The 16,659-nt window shown below is 73.3% G+C and carries 12 protein-coding genes; 7 read left to right on the top strand and 5 right to left on the bottom strand.

Annotated elements, in window-relative coordinates; translation table 11 throughout:
* Positions 1-17 precede the first annotated feature (17 nt).
* Positions 18-3,293: a BTAD domain-containing putative transcriptional regulator gene (locus ACQP00_RS39795; protein WP_433206582.1), complete on the bottom strand. Its 3,276-nt coding sequence runs from the start codon at positions 3,291-3,293 to the stop codon at positions 18-20.
* 25 nt (positions 3,294-3,318) lie between these two features.
* Between ACQP00_RS39795 and ACQP00_RS39790 the strand changes: the two genes are divergently transcribed.
* Together ACQP00_RS39790 and ACQP00_RS39785 are read left to right on the top strand one after the other, a co-directional pair.
* Positions 3,319-4,125: a haloalkane dehalogenase gene (locus tag ACQP00_RS39790; protein WP_433206579.1), complete on the top strand. Its 807-nt coding sequence runs from the start codon at positions 3,319-3,321 to the stop codon at positions 4,123-4,125.
* Positions 4,122-4,502 (top strand): PPOX class F420-dependent oxidoreductase, encoded by a 381-nt coding sequence (locus ACQP00_RS39785; RefSeq protein WP_433206576.1) that lies wholly within the window; start codon positions 4,122-4,124, stop codon positions 4,500-4,502. The genes ACQP00_RS39790 and ACQP00_RS39785 overlap by 4 nt, the downstream gene beginning before the upstream one ends.
* A gap of 69 nt (positions 4,503-4,571) precedes the next feature.
* Here the strand turns inward: ACQP00_RS39785 and ACQP00_RS39780 are convergent, their stop codons facing one another.
* Complete coding sequence (locus tag ACQP00_RS39780; RefSeq protein WP_433206573.1) at positions 4,572-6,632, bottom strand: M4 family metallopeptidase; 2,061 nt, start codon at positions 6,630-6,632, stop codon at positions 4,572-4,574.
* Positions 6,633-6,960: 328 nt separating this feature from the next.
* Here ACQP00_RS39780 and ACQP00_RS39775 point away from each other — a divergent pair, with 328 nt between their 5' ends.
* Positions 6,961-8,406: a bis-aminopropyl spermidine synthase family protein gene (locus tag ACQP00_RS39775; protein WP_433206570.1), complete on the top strand. Its 1,446-nt coding sequence runs from the start codon at positions 6,961-6,963 to the stop codon at positions 8,404-8,406.
* Positions 8,403-9,605: an MFS transporter gene (locus tag ACQP00_RS39770; protein ID WP_433206567.1), complete on the top strand. Its 1,203-nt coding sequence runs from the start codon at positions 8,403-8,405 to the stop codon at positions 9,603-9,605. Before ACQP00_RS39775 ends, ACQP00_RS39770 begins: the two co-directional genes overlap by 4 nt.
* Here ACQP00_RS39770 and ACQP00_RS39765 read toward each other — a convergent pair.
* Positions 9,556-10,116: a TetR/AcrR family transcriptional regulator gene (locus tag ACQP00_RS39765; RefSeq protein WP_433206564.1), complete on the bottom strand. Its 561-nt coding sequence runs from the start codon at positions 10,114-10,116 to the stop codon at positions 9,556-9,558. The two genes, ACQP00_RS39770 and ACQP00_RS39765, sit on opposite strands and share 50 nt — an antisense overlap.
* Before the next feature lie 90 nt (positions 10,117-10,206).
* Between ACQP00_RS39765 and ACQP00_RS39760 the strand changes: the two genes are divergently transcribed.
* Positions 10,207-12,381, top strand: coding sequence for a glycoside hydrolase family 3 C-terminal domain-containing protein (locus ACQP00_RS39760; protein WP_433206561.1), 2,175 nt, complete (start codon positions 10,207-10,209; stop codon positions 12,379-12,381).
* Here ACQP00_RS39760 and ACQP00_RS39755 read toward each other — a convergent pair.
* Both ACQP00_RS39755 and ACQP00_RS39750 read right to left on the bottom strand, forming a co-directional pair.
* Entirely contained in the window at positions 12,365-12,763 is a 399-nt protein-coding gene (locus tag ACQP00_RS39755; RefSeq protein WP_433206558.1) for a protein-tyrosine phosphatase family protein, read from the bottom strand. The two genes, ACQP00_RS39760 and ACQP00_RS39755, sit on opposite strands and share 17 nt — an antisense overlap.
* Positions 12,760-14,859 carry a protein kinase domain-containing protein gene (locus ACQP00_RS39750; protein WP_433206555.1) on the bottom strand — a complete coding sequence of 700 codons (2,100 nt, stop codon included), beginning with the start codon at positions 14,857-14,859 and terminating at the stop codon, positions 12,760-12,762. The genes ACQP00_RS39755 and ACQP00_RS39750 overlap by 4 nt, the downstream gene beginning before the upstream one ends.
* Before the next feature lie 636 nt (positions 14,860-15,495).
* Between ACQP00_RS39750 and ACQP00_RS39745 the strand changes: the two genes are divergently transcribed.
* Together ACQP00_RS39745 and ACQP00_RS39740 are read left to right on the top strand one after the other, a co-directional pair.
* Complete coding sequence (locus tag ACQP00_RS39745) at positions 15,496-16,038, top strand: hypothetical protein (protein WP_433206553.1); 543 nt, start codon at positions 15,496-15,498, stop codon at positions 16,036-16,038.
* A gap of 226 nt (positions 16,039-16,264) precedes the next feature.
* Entirely contained in the window at positions 16,265-16,594 is a 330-nt protein-coding gene (locus ACQP00_RS39740; RefSeq protein WP_433206550.1) for a PadR family transcriptional regulator, read from the top strand.
* Positions 16,595-16,659: the final 65 nt, after the last annotated feature.

Below are 16,659 nucleotides of genomic sequence, written 5' to 3'. Positions count from 1 at the left end.
CCACCCACGGGTGGAACTCAGGGTGGAGAAACGACTCCAACCGCCCGCGCGGTCGCCGGGACGTGGCTGAGCTCCTGGGCCCGGGCCAGGGCCGCGCAGGCCGAGTCGCGCGAGCCGGTCGCGAGCGCGTGGACGCGGCGCAGGTCGGGTTCGGCGAAGGCGCTCTGCCCGGGCAGCCCGGCCTCCAGCGCCGCCGCCGCGACCGCCGCCGCCTCCGCGCGCCGGTCGAGGGTCAGCAGCGCCTCGGCGTAGAGGGCCTCCAACCGCCCGAACCGTCGCATCGCCGCGCCCAGGTCCTCCCGCGCCGTGGCCATCCGGGCGAGCCCGGACGCATCCCCGGTGCGCACCTCCGCCCATCCAAGAACCAGCGAAGCCAGGCTCTGGTACTCCCGGTGCCCACCCCGCTCCGCCAGCGCGAGGGTCTCCCGCGACGCCGCCGCGGCCGCACCGGGATCGTCACGGTCGGCGGCCACGACGGCGGTGAAGTGCGCGACGTACATGTCCAGGAACAGCTCGCCGACCCGCCCCGCCCGGGCCCGCGCCGCCCGCAGGTGGGCCTGCGCCGAGGCGTCGTCGCCGAGCAGCCCGCACGCGATCGCGGCCGGGGCGAGGGCGCCGATCACCGGGTCCCAGTTGACGATCGGGAACACCGGAAGGTCCCCGCCGGGCAGCGCGGCGAGCGCGTTCTCGTAGTGCTTGTGGGCCCGCGGCAGGTCCGGCACCGCCAGCGCGGCGTGCCCCTCGTGCACCTCGGCGACGACCGCGGCCCACGGATCGCCGGGCCCGTGCGACGGGGCGCGGGCCACCGACACCGCGCGTTGCACGTCCCCGGCCGCGGTGTGGAACGACGCGTAGCCCCACAGCGCCGGCAGCACGTCCAGCACCGGCCGCCCGCGCAGCCGCAGCAGCAGCGGCTCCATCGCGGCGTACTGTTCCCGGGCCACCGGCGCCAGGTACCCCTCGCTCGCCTGCCGCATGTACGCCAGCCGGATCCGCAGGTCCAGCTCGGCCACGTCGCGCCGTTCGCCGGCCGGGACCCGGCCCAGCAGCTCCAGGCCCTCGTCGAGCAGCCCGGTCGCCTGTTCGTGGGCGGTCCGGTCGTACGCCTCGCGTGCCGCCTCGGCCAGGGCCGGCACCACGTCGTACGGCGACAGCACCGGCAGCGCCGCCCGCAGGTGCCCGGCCAGCTGGGCGGCGGTGCCGAGCCCGGTGTCGCGCAGCGCCTGGGCCGCGCGGGCGTGCAGCCGGGCCCGGCGCAGCGGCCCCTGGTCCTGGTACGCGGTCTGGCGCACCAGGTCGTGCGAGAACCGCAGCAGCCCCGGGTCGTCGGTGGCGGTCAGCAGCCCGGCGACGACGGCCGTGTCGAGCGTGTCGAACAGCGCCAGCTCGTCGATCTGCACCACGTCGCGCAGCACCGGCACCGCCACGTCCCGCCCGAGCACCGCGGCCACCGCCAGCACGGCGTTGACCTGCCCGGGGAGCTTCGCGAGCCGCCGCCGCACGACCTCCTGGACGCGCACGGGCACGTGCTCGGGCGACAGCGTGTGCTCGGCCACGAGGACCCGCAGCAGTTCAACCACGAAGAATGGATTGCCGCCGGTACGGTCGGCCAGCATCGCCACCGTCCCGCCCGGCACGTCCCCACCGGTGACGGACCGGGCGAGCGCCGCGATCCCGTCGGCCCCGAGCCCGTCGAGCGGCATCCGCACCGCGGCCGGATCGGCGACGAGCTCCGCGAGGACGCCGGCGAGCGGCGCCCCGGGTGCGAGCTCGGCCTCGCGGTACCCGACGGCCAGCAGCACCCGGCTCCCGCGCAACGTCTTGGCGAACATCGTCAGCAGCACGGTCGAGGGCGCGTCGAGCCAGTGCGCATCGTCGAGCACAACGACGAGCGGCGCCGTGCTCCCCAGCCGTCCCAGCCCGTCCACGATCCCGCGCAGCAGCCGCGACCGGGCCATCTCGGGGTCGGCGATCCGCTCGGCCGCGGGCAGCGCCAGCACGTCCCCGAGGGTCGGATCGAGCACGGCGGGCAGGTTCCCGTAGGGAGCGAACGCCTCGGCCAAGGCTGCGGCGCCGCCCCCGGCGAGATCTCGCAGAATCTGCGCCCAGGGCAGGAACACGGGCGGCGCCTCCCCGTCGACCCCGGCCCCGGTCCCGACCAGTCCGCCGGCCCGGGCACAGACCTCCCGCAGCAGCGCCGTCTTCCCGATCCCGGGGCTGCCGGAGACGAGCAGCATCCGCCCGTGCCCGGAAGCCGCCTCGCCGAGCAGCCGGTCGACGGTCCGCAGCTCCTCGTCCCGCCCGATGAGCGGCTCACGGTCCACCGAATCCGACACGCTGCGCGGGTCGGAAATTTCGCCCCCGGAACCAGAAACCGGAGAAATCGCAGAAATCGGAGCCGGCGGCGCTGAAGTCGGAGCGACCGAAGCCGGGCCGGACAAAGCAGGCGACTGCCGCAAAATGTCCTGCGCGAGCTGCTGCAACGCCGGCCCCGGCTCGATCCCGAGCTCCTCGGCCAGCCCCTGCCGCGCCCGCGAGAAGGCCGACAACGCGTCCGCCTGCCGCCCGCTGCGGTACAGCGCCAGCATCAACTGCCCCCACAGCCGCTCCCGGTACGGCGCCTCGGCGAGCGCGGACTCGGTCCGGTACACCACCTCGGAGGCCCGCCCCAGCGACAGCAACGCCTCGGAATGCCGCTCGATCCCGGTCAGCCGCAGCTCCACCAGCCGGCTCCGCTCGGCCCGCGCGAGCGGCGAGTCGCCGAGCTCGGGCAGCGGATCGCCCCGCCACAGTTCCAGGGCCGCGGTCAGCGACCGCAGCACGTCGGCCGGGGAGTCCAGCGGAAGCTCGACGGCGCCCGCGAACCGGACGGCGTCGACGGATTCGGGCGGCACCTGCAGCACGTACCCGGGGGAGCGGCTGACCAGCACCGCCGAGCGGTCCCGGGCCGTGCGGCCGGGCTCCAGCGCGCGGCGCAGGCGCGAGACGTAGGCCTGCAGCGACGCGATCGCCCGCTCCGGCGGCTCGTCGGCCCACAGCTCGTCGATGAGCCGCTGCACGGAGACGATCCGGCCGGGCTGGGTGGCGAGCATGGCCAGGACGGCCCGCTGCTTCGGCGTGCCGGTGTCGACCGGGCCGGCCTCGGCCGAGACCTCGAGCGGGCCCAGGATGCGGAACTGGAGGATGTCAACCCCCCGACCAGGACAGGGCCGGGAGGGCAGGCTCCACGGCGAACGTCCGCCGAGCGTACGGGCCGCGACGGTCCCGCCGGGAGCCCGCGGCGGGAAATCCAACCGAACGTCTTGCAGAATGCTAGCCGTGAAGGTGCTCGACACGACGATGCACTACCTCGACGGCGGCGGCGACGGCCCGCCGATCGTGTTCCTGCACGGCAACCCCACCTCGTCACGGCTGTGGGAGCCGGTCCTGCGCCACGCCGACCTGGGCGGGCGCCGGGCGATCGCGCCGGACCTGGTCGGCATGGGCCGCTCGGGCAAACCGGACCTGGAGTACCGGCTCGCCGATCACGTCGAGTACGTCGACGCGTTCCTCGACGCGCTCGGGATCGCCGACCCGGTGCTCGTCGCGCACGACTGGGGCGTGGCGATCGGCATGGAGCTGCTGCGCCGCCGGCCGCTGATACCCGCGTTCGCGTTCATGGAGGGCCACCTGCGCCCGCTGGCCGGCTGGGACGAGTTCGACGAGGGCGGCCGGGACGTCTTCCGCCGGCTGCGCACCCGCGGCGAGGGCGAGCGGATGGTGCTCGACGAGAACTTCCTCATCACCGAGGTCGCGCCGGGCTACGCCGAGCACTACCCGGACGCCCGCTCCCGCCGGCCGCTGCTGCAGTGGACCCGGGAGATCCCGATCGCGGGGGAGCCGGCCGACACCGCCGCGCTCATGGCGGCAGGATGGGCGCACCTGTGCAGGAGCGACACACCCAAGCTTCTCGTGTACGGCGAGCCGGGCGTGGTCGTCACCGCCGGGAAGGTCGCGCTGTGCCGGGCCGAGCTGCCGAACCTGACCGCGGTCGCGGTACCGGCGGCGGGGCACTTCCTGCCCGAGGAGGCGCCGCAGGAGGTGGCGCGGGCGTTGAGCGGGTGGCTCCGTACATTGAACGGATGAGCTCAGTCGAGGAGATCGAGCGGGCCGGCTACGTCAGCCTGACCACGTATCGCAAGGACGGCACGCCGGTCGCGACGCCGGTGTGGCACGCGGTGCACGGCGGTGAGGTGTTCATCATCTCCGTCGCCGACGCCTGGAAGGTCAAGCGCATCCGCAACAACGCACAGGTCGAGCTCACCCCGTGCAACGTGCGGGGCACGATCAAGCCGGGCGCGACGCCCGCGGCCGGCACCGCGCGGCTGCTCGACGCGGAGGGGACCGAACAGGCCCGGCGGTACATCGCCGGCAAGTACTTCCTGTCCCGGGCCGGCAACTTCTTCACCAAGGTCTTTCGGCTCAAGCGCCCGCCGGTGACGGGCATCGCCGTGACGCTGTAGCAAGGCCTGTGAACGACATGGAAAAGGCCCGGGCGACGCGCGGCCCGGGCCTTTCGCAAACCGTTGGAACTAGCCGAGCGTGACGCTCGCGTCGTCGATGACGAACGAGGTCTGCAGCGAGGAGTCCTCGGTGCCGCTGAACTTGATCGCGACCGCCGCGCCGGTACCGGTGAAGGTGTAGCTCTTCAGCTGGTACCCGGAGGCCTTGTTCAGGTTGGACAGCGTGCCCAGCGTGGTCGAGCCGGCCGTGATGGTCAGCTTGTCGTACTGGACCGACGTGGTCGTCTCGGCCGAATCGATGTGCACGTAGAACGACAGGGTCGCCCTACATCCGGACGGGACGGTCACCGACTGCTGGATCGCCTCGGTGTGGGTCGAGCCGTAGCCGTCCAGCCAGGAGCTGTACGAGCCGCCGTGCGCGGCCTGGCCCTGGCTGGCCCACTGGCCGATGGAGCCGGTGGTGCCGGTCCACGACGCCGCGCCGGACTCGAAGCCGCCGTTGGCGAGCTTCTGGCCGGAGCAGGTGCCGGTGGGCGGCGTGGTGGTCGGGCCACCGGTGGTGGGCGGCGGCGTGGTGCCGCCGGTGCAGGTCGGGTCGCCCGACTGGGCCGGCACCGACACCGCGTCCCACGCGGCCTTGACCGTGTTGAACTGGGTGCAGCTGCCCGGGAACAGGTTCTTGGCCGCGGTCAGCGTCCAGGTCCGGTACTTCAGGTACGACGACGACGAGGTCTTCATCAGCATCGCGTTGTACATGACCTTGATGGCGTTCTGGATGCCCAGCGGGTTGCTGACGGTCGAGCCGTTGCAGGTCGGGCTGGACGGCTGGCCGTTGCCGGACGAGCCCTGGGCCATCAGGTAGAACCAGTGGTTGCCGGGACCGGCGGCCGCGTGGACCTCCGAGCCGGGCGTGCTGCTGCTGTAGCAGTTCGAGTCACCCACGGCCGACGGGTTGTACATGTTGCGGATCGGGCCGCTGCCGACCAGGTTGACCTCCTCGCCGACCAGGTAGTCCGGCGGGTCGTTCGGGTTGTTCGCGAACCACTCGGTGGCCGCGCCGAACGTGTCCGCGACGAACTCCTGGGTGCCGCTCTTGGAGATGCCACCCGGCGTGGTGTCGTCGATGCCGTGACCGGCCTCGTGGCCCACGACGTCGGCGGAGGCGATCCACTGACCGGCGGTGTTCTTGCCGATCTGGATCTGGGTGCCGTCGTAGTAGGCGTTCTGGTCGTTCAGGCCGACGCGGATCGGCCAGCCGCCGCCCGAGCCGTTGAAGCCGTTGCGGCCCAGCCACGAGGACAGCATGCCGAGTTCCTTCTGCGCGACGTAGAGCGCGTCGACGCAGCCGGTCTCCCGGTTGGTGCCGGTCCCGTTGCCCCACACGTCGTCGCTGCCGGAGAACGTGGTGTTGTTCGCCGCGTCCTGGCAGGAGACGTTCGTGTAGTTCGGGTCCTTCATGCTGTACGTGCTGCCCGACTGGGTGGTGTTGATGGTCACCGAGCCGTTGATCCAGCCGGTGCCGGTGCCCGCCATGACGTGCTCGGTCTTGTCGAGCACGGCGCCGGTGGCCGCGTCGACATCGACGGTGAGGCGGCTGATGCCCTCGGCACCGATGCCGTTCACCGTGGTCTCGTACGCCAGCTTGGCCGAGCCGTCGAGCGTGTAGACGACCAGCGAGGTGCCCTCGACGTTGTTGACCGTCGTGAGCTGCTGCTTGGCAACGGACTCGGCGGCCGAGGCGGAGATGCTGGGGGTCGTCGAGATGTTGCCGATCGCCTTGGTCTGCGACACGGACGTGTACGTCGTCGCGCCCGACTTGTCTGTGGCGACGACGAAGTCACCGCCCTTGACGTGCAGGCCCTTGTAGGTGCGGTCGTACGACACGTACTTGGAGTTGCCGTACGCGGTGACCGACTTCTGCACGTACGCCTCGTCGGCGCTCGGCTGGATCACCGACGGCTTGCTCTTGACGAACGAGTCGACGGATTGGGCGGCGGCGGCATTGGAGACCTCGACGGCATCCGTGGACGCCGATGCAGTCGTGGCTTGCACGGCCGCGGCCGTGCCGGCTGTGACCAGCCCGACCGCGAACACTCCGGCCGCTGTAGCGAACCGTGGGGAGAGCTTCAAAGGGTGCCTTCTTTCAGCAACGACCCAACCTCACCGGGGAATTTGTGAGCGGGCGGGCCGGAACCAATGGAGGTCACGCGCTCGTCGAAGCGTCTGGAGGGCCTCTGTGCGCGCCGTACCCAGGCCCGGCGTCCGCATCGACTTGCAGCGATGCGAGGACGATCACACAGATGAGAAGAGTTGGACAAGGGTCGATGCCCTAGACGGACCCTCGCCCCCACCCTGTACTTCCGGCGTCGAAACATCCCAGAAATCTCGCGCTTTGTAGAGCTGGGAGCCCCTTTACCGCTACTGATCGTTAACTGTTAACAGATGGTACGGTTCTGCGGTGCAACCCGAGCCGGCCGGAGCGGTGGCCGCCCTCGTCTCGGAATCCGGGATCGCGGGCCGCCGAATCCGGGAGATGATCGCCGATCTGGCCGCCGGGCCGACGACCCTGGACGAGCTCGTCCGGGCCCACGCCGCCCCCCGCCGCACCGCCGAGGCGCTCCTGCGCGCGGCCGGTGCGGACCTGCGCACCGAGGGCGGCAAGGTCTTCCTCGACCCCGCGGTCGTCCCGGTGTACCGCGACCGCTTCGCCCTCGCCGCCCTGCCCGATGTGCCCGCGGTGCCGGGGATGGCGGCGCTGATCGCGAACGCGCCCAAGGCCGACCAGTCCCTCGACCACGTCTCCGCCACCGCCGAGACCGCCGAGCGGCGCGCGCAGTGGCTGGCCCGCACCTACGACCTGGCCGGCGCCCGGCTGGTGTGCATCGGCGACCACGACCTGACCTCGCTCGCCGTGGCCAAGGCCTGCCCGGACGCGCGGATCACCGTCGTCGACGTCGACGAGCGGCTGCTGGCCTACCTCGACGGCCGGCGCGCCGGCATCGCCTGCTACCACGCCGACCTGCGCTTCGGCCTGCCACCGGCGGTCGCGGGCAGCGCCGACGTGATCTTCACCGACCCGCCGTACACCCCGGAGGGCGTCCAGCTGTTCCTCGGCCGGGGCGCCCAGGCGCTCCGGGACCGAGCCAACGGGCGGCTCGTGATGGCCTACGGGTTCAGCCCGCTCACCCCCGCGCTCGGGCTGAAGGTGCAGCGGGCCGTGCTCGACCTGGACCTGGTGATCGAGGCGATGCTGCCGGCGTTCAACCGGTACCACGGCGCCCAGGCCGTCGGCAGCGCCAGCGATCTCTACGTGTGCCGCCCGACCGCCACCACGTGGCAGGTCCTCGACCGCCGCCTCAACGCCCTGGCCGGCTCGGCCAACATCTACACCCACGGCGAGCAGTCCCTGGAGGGCGCGGCCGCGAAGGGCCCCGCACGCATCCTCGGCGGCGGGCCGGTCAAGGCCGACGAGCTCACCGTGGACCTCACCGGCGATCCCGGCCCGTGGCTGGCCCGGGTGCTGCTCGCGCTCAACGTCGGCAAGGTCACGCTGCTGGTCCCCAACAACCACCCCGACCTGCGCGACGAGAAGGCCCAGACCGCACTCCGGGCCCTGGTGGGGGGCAAGTACGAGCTGCGCCTGCTGCGCAGTACACCCGGACCGAAACAGGCGACCGTGGAGGCGACGCTGCGCCCGGCCGGCGGCGTCGCGGGCTGGCTGCTCACGCACGTCCACGGCAAGATCGGCAATGTGCTGCGCGACGCGCTGATCCGCGCCGACCCCACGCTGAGCCGGTCCGAGGCCCAGGCGCGGGCCGCCGAGCGGATCGGCCGGGACGACCAGCTCGACGCGCGCCTGATCGACCTGCCGCGGCACACGATCCTGTCCCTGCTGCGGTCTTGACCGCGCTCTGGCGGGACCGGAACTTCGCGGTCTTCCTCGGCGTGCAGACGCTCTCCGCGTTCGGCGACGCCTGCACGTTCGCCGCCGTCCCGCTGCTCATGCGCACCGGCTCGGTCTCGATCACCGGCCTGGGTTGGATCCGCGCCCTGTCGGCGGTGGCCACGCTGGTCACCGGGGTTTTCGCCGGCGTCATCGCCGACCGGTTCGACCGCCGCCGCATCCTGCGCTGGTGCGACCTCGCCCGGTTCGCGCTGCTCGGCGTCATTCCCCTCGGCTGGCTCGCCGGTCCGCAGCCGTGGCTGCTGTACGTCGTGCTGCCGTCGGCCGCGGTGTTCTCGATGATCTTCCAGGTCACCTACGTGGCCGTGGTGCCCGCCCTCGTGCCGCCGGACCGGATCGCCGCGGCCAACGGGCTGCTGTACGGCGCGTACTCGGTCGCCTACCTGGCCGGCCCCGCGATCGCCGGCCTCGTCTCCCAGGGTGCCGGCCCGGTCTACGCCATCGGCCTCGACGCGATCTCCTTCGTGCTCTCCGCCGCCGGCATCGCGCTGGTGAAGCTGCGCGGCCCGGGCACCGCCGGCACCGAGCGCGGGCTCGGCGCCGGGGTCCGCTTCATCCGCCGGCACCCCGTCATGCTGCCCCTCACCGTCCTGCTCGCCGTGCTGATCTTCTTCACCTCGAGCCTCAACGACGTCATCGTGTACCACCTGATGGCCGGGCTCGGCCAGCCCGACGCGATCATCGGCCTGGTGCTGACGGCCGGGGTGCTCGGCAGCACGTTCGCCGCCGCCGCGGTCGCGCCGCTGCGCCGCCGGGCCGGGTTCGGGGCCACCTGGATCGGCGCGTTCTCCCTCGCCGGGCTGGTCGTGGCCGGGATCGGGCTGGCCGACAACGTCCCCCTGGTCGCCGTGCTCGCGGCCGCGGTGACGCTGTGCACCGGGATCGCCGGCATCTCCTCGGTGTCGCTGCGCCAGGAGGTGACGCCCGGCCACCTGCTGGGCCGGGTCACCGCGGCGTTCTGGACGCTGCAGCTCGTGCTCGCCCCGGCCGGCGACGCGGCGCTGACGTTCTCGGCGAAGCATTTCGGAGTACCGCTGACGCTGTCCATCGCCGGCGCCGCCGTCACGCTCACGGCGCTGGCCGCGCTGTTCACCCCGATCGCCCGGCGAACAGCAACCGCGCCGCCTCCTCCCACATAGCGACGAGATCGGTCCCGGCCGGGTCGCGCAGCCACTGCAGCTGCAGCCCGTCCATGGTGGCCATGATCTGCCGGGCCAGCGCCGGTTCGGGCGGCTCGGCCAGCTGCGCGAACGCGGCCAGGACCGTGCGCTGGCGGTCGGCGAAGTAGTCGTGCGCGGGATGCTCCGGGGCCAGGGACTCCGCGGCCAGCACCGCGAACAGCCGCACGATCTCCGGCTGGCCCGCGTTGCGGCGCACCAGGGCGGCGCACAGCTCCCGCAGGTCGCCCGGGACCGGCTCGCCCAGCGACCGGCGGTCCTCCTCGTCGCGGTGCTCCAGCACGGCGATGAGCAGGCCGTCCTTGGAGCCGACGTGGTGCAGCAGCCCCGGCACGGTCAGCCCGCACGCGTCGGCCACGTCCTGCATCGACAGGCCCCAGAAGCCGCGCTCGGCGACCAGCGCCGTCGCCGCCGCCAGGATCTGGCCGCGCCGCTGCTCGGCCGGCAACCGCGAGCGCTCGCGTCGTGCCATCCGCGTCACCACCCCCTTGTCGCGCCGTCGCCCCCGGAGCTATGTTACGCGTTAGTTACTACTTACTAGGTACTCAGTAAGGGGCCGGGCATGGAGATCGAGGAGCAGGCCGCGCTCACCAGCGGCGCGGACTTCTGGCACACCGAGGCCGTCGCGGACGTGCCCGCGATCATGGTCACCGACGGCCCGCACGGCGTGCGCAAGCAGCTCGAGGGCGAGGGGCACGGGCTGCTCGACAGCGAGCCGGCCACGTGTTTCCCGCCCGCCGTGGCGCTCGGCTCCACCTGGGACCCGCAACTCGCCAAGCGGGTCGGCGCCGCCCTGGCCGAGGAGTGCCTGGCGATGGACGTGGCCGTGCTGCTCGGCCCCGGCATCAACCTCAAGCGCACGCCGCTGGGCGGGCGCAACTTCGAGTACCTGTCCGAGGACCCGATCCTCAGCGGCGTCCTGGCCACCGAGTGGGTCGCCGGCCTGCAGGGCGGCGGCGTCGGCGCCTCGCTCAAGCACTTCGCGATCAACAGCCAGGAGACCGACCGCATGCGGGTCAGCGCCGACGTCGACGAGCGCACCCTGCGGGAGCTGTACCTGCGCGCGTTCCAGCGGGTCGTGCAGGTCGCGCGGCCGTGGACGGTGATGTGCTCGTACAACCGGATCAACGGCACCTACGCCAGCCAGCACCACTGGCTGCTGACCGAGGTGCTGCGCGACGAGTGGGGCTACGAGGGCCTGGTCGTCTCCGACTGGGGCGCGGTCGTGGATCGGGTCGAGGCGGTCCGCGCGGGGCTGGACCTGACCATGCCCGGTCCCGACGCGGCCGGCGACAAGGCCCTGGCCGCAGCGGTACGGGACGGTGCCCTGCCGGCCGCCGCGCTGTCCACGGCCGCGGGGCGGGTCGAGTCCCTGGTGCACAAGGCGCTCGACGCCGCGCGGCCCGGCGCCACGTACGACGCCGACGCCCACCACGCGCTCGCCCGCGAGGTCGCGAGCCGCGCCGTCGTGCTGCTGAAGAACGAGGGCGACCTGCTCCCGCTGGCGGCCGGCACCCCGTCGATCGCGGTGCTGGGGGAGCAGGCGCGCACACCGCGGTACCAGGGCGGCGGCTCTTCGCTCATCAACCCCACGCGGCTGGACAGCGCGCTGGACGCGATCACCGCCCTCGCCGGCGGACGGGTGGACTTCGCGCCCGGCTATGACGACGTCGAGGCGGCCGTGGCCCTGGCCCGCGCGGCGTCTGTGGCGATCGTGTTCGCCGGCTCCGAGGGCGAGACCGAGGGCTCCGACCGCACCAGCCTGGACCTGCCGGCCGCGCACCTGGCGCTGATCGAGCGGGTCGCGGCGGCCAACCCGCGCACCGTCGTCGTGCTGTCCAACGGCGCTGTGGTGCGCACCGCGCCGTGGGACGCGGCCGTGCCCGCGCTCGTCGAGGGCTGGCTGCTCGGCCAGGCCGGCGGCGCGGCCCTGGCCGACGTGCTGTTCGGCGTGGTCAACCCGTCCGGCCGGCTCGCCGAGACCATCCCGCTGCGCCTCGCCGACCACCCGTCGCACCTGGACTTCCCGGGTGAGCAGGGGCACGTGCGCTACGGCGAGGGCGTGCACGTCGGGTACCGCGGCTTCGACGCCCGCGAGCAGGACGTCGCCTACCCGTTCGGCTTCGGCCTGTCCTACACCACGTTCGCGTACTCCGGCCTCGCGGTGTCCACGTTGGACGGTGGCCTCGAGGTCCGCGTCACCGTGGCGAACACCGGCGCCCGCGACGGCCGCGAGGTCGTGCAGGTCTACACCTCGCTCGGCGCCTCCCGCGTGCGGCGCGCGCCCCGCGAGCTGAAGGCCTTCGCGTCGGTACCGCTCGCGGCCGGCGCGTCCACCGAGGTCGTGCTCCGCGTCGAGGCGGGCGACCTGGCCTACTGGGACGTCGAGCTCGGGCGGTGGGTCGTGGAGGCCGGGGAGTACACGGTGGCCGTCGGCTCCTCCTCCCGCGACCTGCGCGCGACCGCGACGGTCACGGTGGCCGGCGACGACGAGCGCCGCGAACTGACCGCGGAGTCGACGCTCGCCGAGTGGTTCGCCGACCCGCGCGGCGCCGCGGCCCTGACCGAGACGTTCGCGGCGGTGGCCGCGGCCGGCGGCGGGGCGATGGCGGCGAGCGCGGCCGACCCGGAGATGTTCGCGCTGATGGCCAACATGCCGCTGGACCGGATCGCCGCCTTCGCGGGCGACGCGTTCGGCCCGGAGGCCATGGCGGCGCTGCTCAAGGCCGCGAACTGAAGGTCCGCACGTAGCGCCGCTGCCACGGGGTCTCGACCGCGTGGGGGCTGTAGTGCCGGCGGACGTAGGCCACGGCCTCGTCCGCCGGGACGCCGTCGAGGACCGCGATGCAGGCCAGCGCGGTGCCGGTGCGCCCGCGCCCGCCGAGACACGCGACCTCGACCCGCTCGTGCTCCGCTCGGCGCAGTGCCTCCTGGAACGCTTGCCTGGCCTTGGTGCGGTCCGTCGGCAGCCAGAAGTCCGGCCAGCGCACCCAGATCGACGGCCACGCGATGGCGGGCTCCCGGCCGAGCAGATACAGGCCGAAGTCCGGCGGGTCGGCCGCTTCCTTGAGCGCCCGCCCCCGGATCTCGCGACCCGAGGGCAGGCGCAGCGTTGTCACGGCTTGGGCCGGAAACTCGCGAAGATGATGTCGAGGTCGCCGCGGGCGCTGTTCCAGTCGCTCTCGGACGTCGACCACCAGATCCCGTACGCCTGGTGGTCCGACGCCACGATGCCCCGGTTGTTCACGTGCTGGGGCCCGTTGCTGTAGGTGAACTCCCAGTCGGCGGCGGCCACGAAGTAGTTGTCGACCTTGCGGATGCCCAGCCCGGTGTAGTTCTTGTAGTACGTGCCGCCGCGGTCCTTCTCCTGGCTCTTCCAGTCGGCGACCGGGTCCGGCTTGGGGTCGTTGGTCTGGTCGATGCCGAGCGTGCGGCCGTTGCCCCGGAAGTAGATCCGCGGCCCGTCGAACGACTTCTTCCACCCCGCCGGCATGTACACCGAGAAGCCCGTCTCGTCGTGATAGTCGATCCACCCCGCGGGCAGCGGCGGCAACGAGCCCGAAGCGGTGTTGACCTTCTCCGCCGGGGCCGTGGTGGCGGGCGGGTTGCTGGGCGCGGCGCTCGTCGGGGCGGCGGCCCCTCCGGCCTGCGAGCTCACCGCGGCGCTGGGCGCGGGGGCGGCGCCGGCGGCGGTGGTCTGGGTGGTGCCGCCGGCCTTTTTGTCGCCGCCGCCGTCATCGTCGGTACTCACCGCGAACCACACCAGCAACGCCGCCACCACCACGGCGGCGGCACTGCCGATCAAAATCCCCCGCCGGCGCTTCTCGTCCCGCGTCCGTCCCGGCGGCACCACGACTGGCGCCGCCGATCCGGCCACGCGCGTCTGCGACTGCGGTTTGGGCCGCGGTTCGGTTTTCGGCTGCGGTTCGGTTTTGGGCCGCGGTTCGGTTTTGGGCTGTGGTGCTGCCTCGACCTTGCTCTCGGGCTCCTCCGCGGGTTCTTCCTCGGTGGCGGCCTCGGGTTCGGCGGCCGGCGTCTCGGTCTCGACCGCGGTCTCGACCGCGATCTCGGCCGGCGTCTCGACCGCGTCCTCGATTTCGACCGGGGTCTCGGCCTCGTCCTCGATCTCGTCCGCGGCTGCCGTGCCGAAGACCGGGCCCTCGATCACGCCCGACTTGGCCTGCGGTTGTTCCTCGGCGACCGACTTGGCGTGCGGTTGCTCCTCGGCGATCGGCGCGGCGGCGGGTGAAGGCACGACGGCCTTGCCCCGGACCGCGGACGCCCCGGAGTAGACGGCGCCCGCCGCGGCAGCGGCGGGCGGGGCGGTGACCGGTGGGACGACGGGAGCGGGGCGGGCCGGACGCTCGGAACGGGTCGGGGTGCGCTGCGCGGGCACGGCGGGCGCCGCCTGCTCGGTGCGGCCCCAGCCGCCGAGCCAGGAGCGCTTCTTCTTCGCCTGCTCGGGCCGCAGCAGCGCCCGCCGCAGCAGTTCGTCGGTCTGCGCGAAGTCCGCGCGGGCCTTGGGATCCTTGCGCAGCAGCGCCCGCAGCGCCGGGGTCAGCGCACCCGCGCGCTGCGGCGGGTCGGCCTCCTCGGACGCGAGCGCGGACAGCGTCTCCATCGCGGAGCCGCGCCCGAAGGGGGAGCGGCCCTCGACCGCCGCGTACAGGGTGGCGCCCAGCGACCACAGGTCACCGGCCGGCCCGGCAATGCCTTCGCGGGCCCGCTCGGGCGCGATGAACTCCGGCGAGCCGAGCACGAGCCCGGTCCGCGTGACGTGCCCCTCACCCTCGACCCGGGCGATGCCGAAGTCCGTGAGCACCACCCGCCCGTCCTCGGCGAGCAGCACGTTGCCAGGCTTGATGTCCCGGTGGTCGACCCCGGCCCGGTGCGCGGCCCGTAGCGCGTCGAGCACCGCCAGCCCGATCTCCGCCACCCGCCGCGGCGGCAGCGGCCCGTCCTCGCGGATGACCTGATCGAGCGACCGCGACCGCACGTACTCCATGACGAGCCACGGCTGCCCCTCCGCCGCCAGCACGTCGTAGACCCGCACCACATTGGGATGGCTCAGCCGCGCCGCCGCCCGCGCCTCGCGCAGCGTCCGCTCCATCGCCACGTCCCGGGCACTGTCCAACAGCTCCGGCGGCAGCACAATCTGCTTGACCGCAACGTCCCGATGCAACGTCTCGTCCCGGGCACGCCACACCCGCCCCATGCCCCCGACACCGAGCGGCTCAAGCAGACGATAACGATCGGCAACGACGGGGGGCGCGGCGGTCATGCAATATTGTGTACCCGAAGGATCTCGGCACCACGCACACCCCTCGCCCGTGTGTGTCGCCGGACAGATTTCCGACCCGAGGCAACCGCCCGCCCCGAGATCGGCGTCACCCCCGCCCTGCTCGGCACGGAGGGCTCCGTGTCCGCGAGGCCGTTGCGGAGGGCGCTGCCCCGGCCCCGCGCCCAGATCAAGCTCCTGGAAACCCGCCGCCCAAGCCCTGCCACGGCGGCCCGCACCTTCACTGCGCGCCCGCGCCCTGCCACGGCGACCCGCACCGCTTCCACGCACCCCGGGCCGCCTGCTCGCGCCTCCACCACGGCGCCCCGCGACCGCGAGCCGGACCTCAACCGTGCGCCCGCCGACCGATCCACCGGCGGCGGCGGCGCGAATCTCGTCCCGCCGGCGTTCCTCATGGCGTCTGGTGCCAAATTGCGTGCACCGCGTTCGCACCCGGTGGGTTCGGTGGCGTCCTCCAGTGGTGCGGGCGGTCCGTCCGATCTCATGACAGTGTGCGCATGATCGCTCGCCTACCGTGGTTGCAGGTCGGTTGCGCGCAAGGAGGAAGCACGGGTGGGCGAGGCGCTGTTCAGCATCGGTGGCATGCGCGGGGAGATGATGCTCCTGGCGTACCTCGTCGGCGGCCTCGCCGTCTTCGGGGCGGCCTTCCTGCCGGGGAACACCCCGCTCTACCGCGTGGTCTGCCTCCTGCTCGGCACCGCGATGGCGGCCTGGGCCGGCAAGGTGCTGCTGCTCGGCGGCTTCGTGTACGTCAACGCCCTCGTCCTGCTCGCCCCGCTCGTCCTGCTGCTCCGGGGCGGCCTCGGCACCGTCCGCAGCGTGCTGACCCGGTCGAAGCGCACCCCGTCCCGCCCGCACCCGGCGGCCGCGCGGCAGTTCGGCGGCGACGGCTCGTACCAGCCGCACCCGCCCATGGCGTACGCCACCCAGCCACCGGCGCCCACGGCGTATGCCTCCCACCAGCCGCCGACGACCGGTGCGAGCGTGTCTCAGGCGCCCATGGCGTACGCCACCGTGCACGCCGCCTACCCGGCCGGGCGTCGTGGCGCGGCTACGGGGCGGAGTCGGCCGAGATCACGAACGCGGCCGCGCTGACCACGGCGACCGGCCCGGTCGATGAGCAGTCACGCTTCGTGGCGGAGCGCGCGCGGCCGGCGTTCGCACCGCGAATGCCTGAGGGGCGAGCGAAGCACGCGGCGCAGCCGAGCGGTCACATTCCGCGCCAGACCCGCGGTCAAGGGCTCGATGTGATGAATCCGTCGGCCGGAAGTGCCCGGCACCGCGCACCCTGATCGGGGCAAAGCCACGTATAAAGAGCGGCATGACCCCGATGCGGGAGCCGACGTTCCTCATCCTGACCGCCCTCGCGGTGCGGCCGATGCATGGGTACGCCGTGATCCAGGAGGTCTCCGAACTCTCCGGCGGCCGCGTGGTCCTGCCGGCCGGAACGCTGTACGCCGCGCTGGACCGGCTCACCGCCGAGGGGCTCGTCGCGCCGGAGGGCTCCGAGGTGGTCGACGGGCGGCACCGCCGGTACTACCGGCTCACCGAGAACGGCGCCGCCGCCCTGGCCGCCGATGCGGAACGTCAGCGCCGCAACGCCGCCGCGGCCGCCAAGCGCCTCCGCCTCCGCGCAGCGGACGCCCGATAAAAGCGAGCCCCGCCACCGGAAGGGACGGCGGGGCGTTCCGGGTCAACGGGTCGGGCCGGCCCAGC

Origin of the sequence: Dactylosporangium sp. CS-047395 (assembly GCF_050942185.1) — a bacterium.
Taxonomy (GTDB): Bacteria; Actinomycetota; Actinomycetes; order Mycobacteriales; family Micromonosporaceae; genus Dactylosporangium.
Note: the sequence above shows the minus strand (reverse complement) of the source record. Positions and strands in the feature narration are given on the sequence as shown.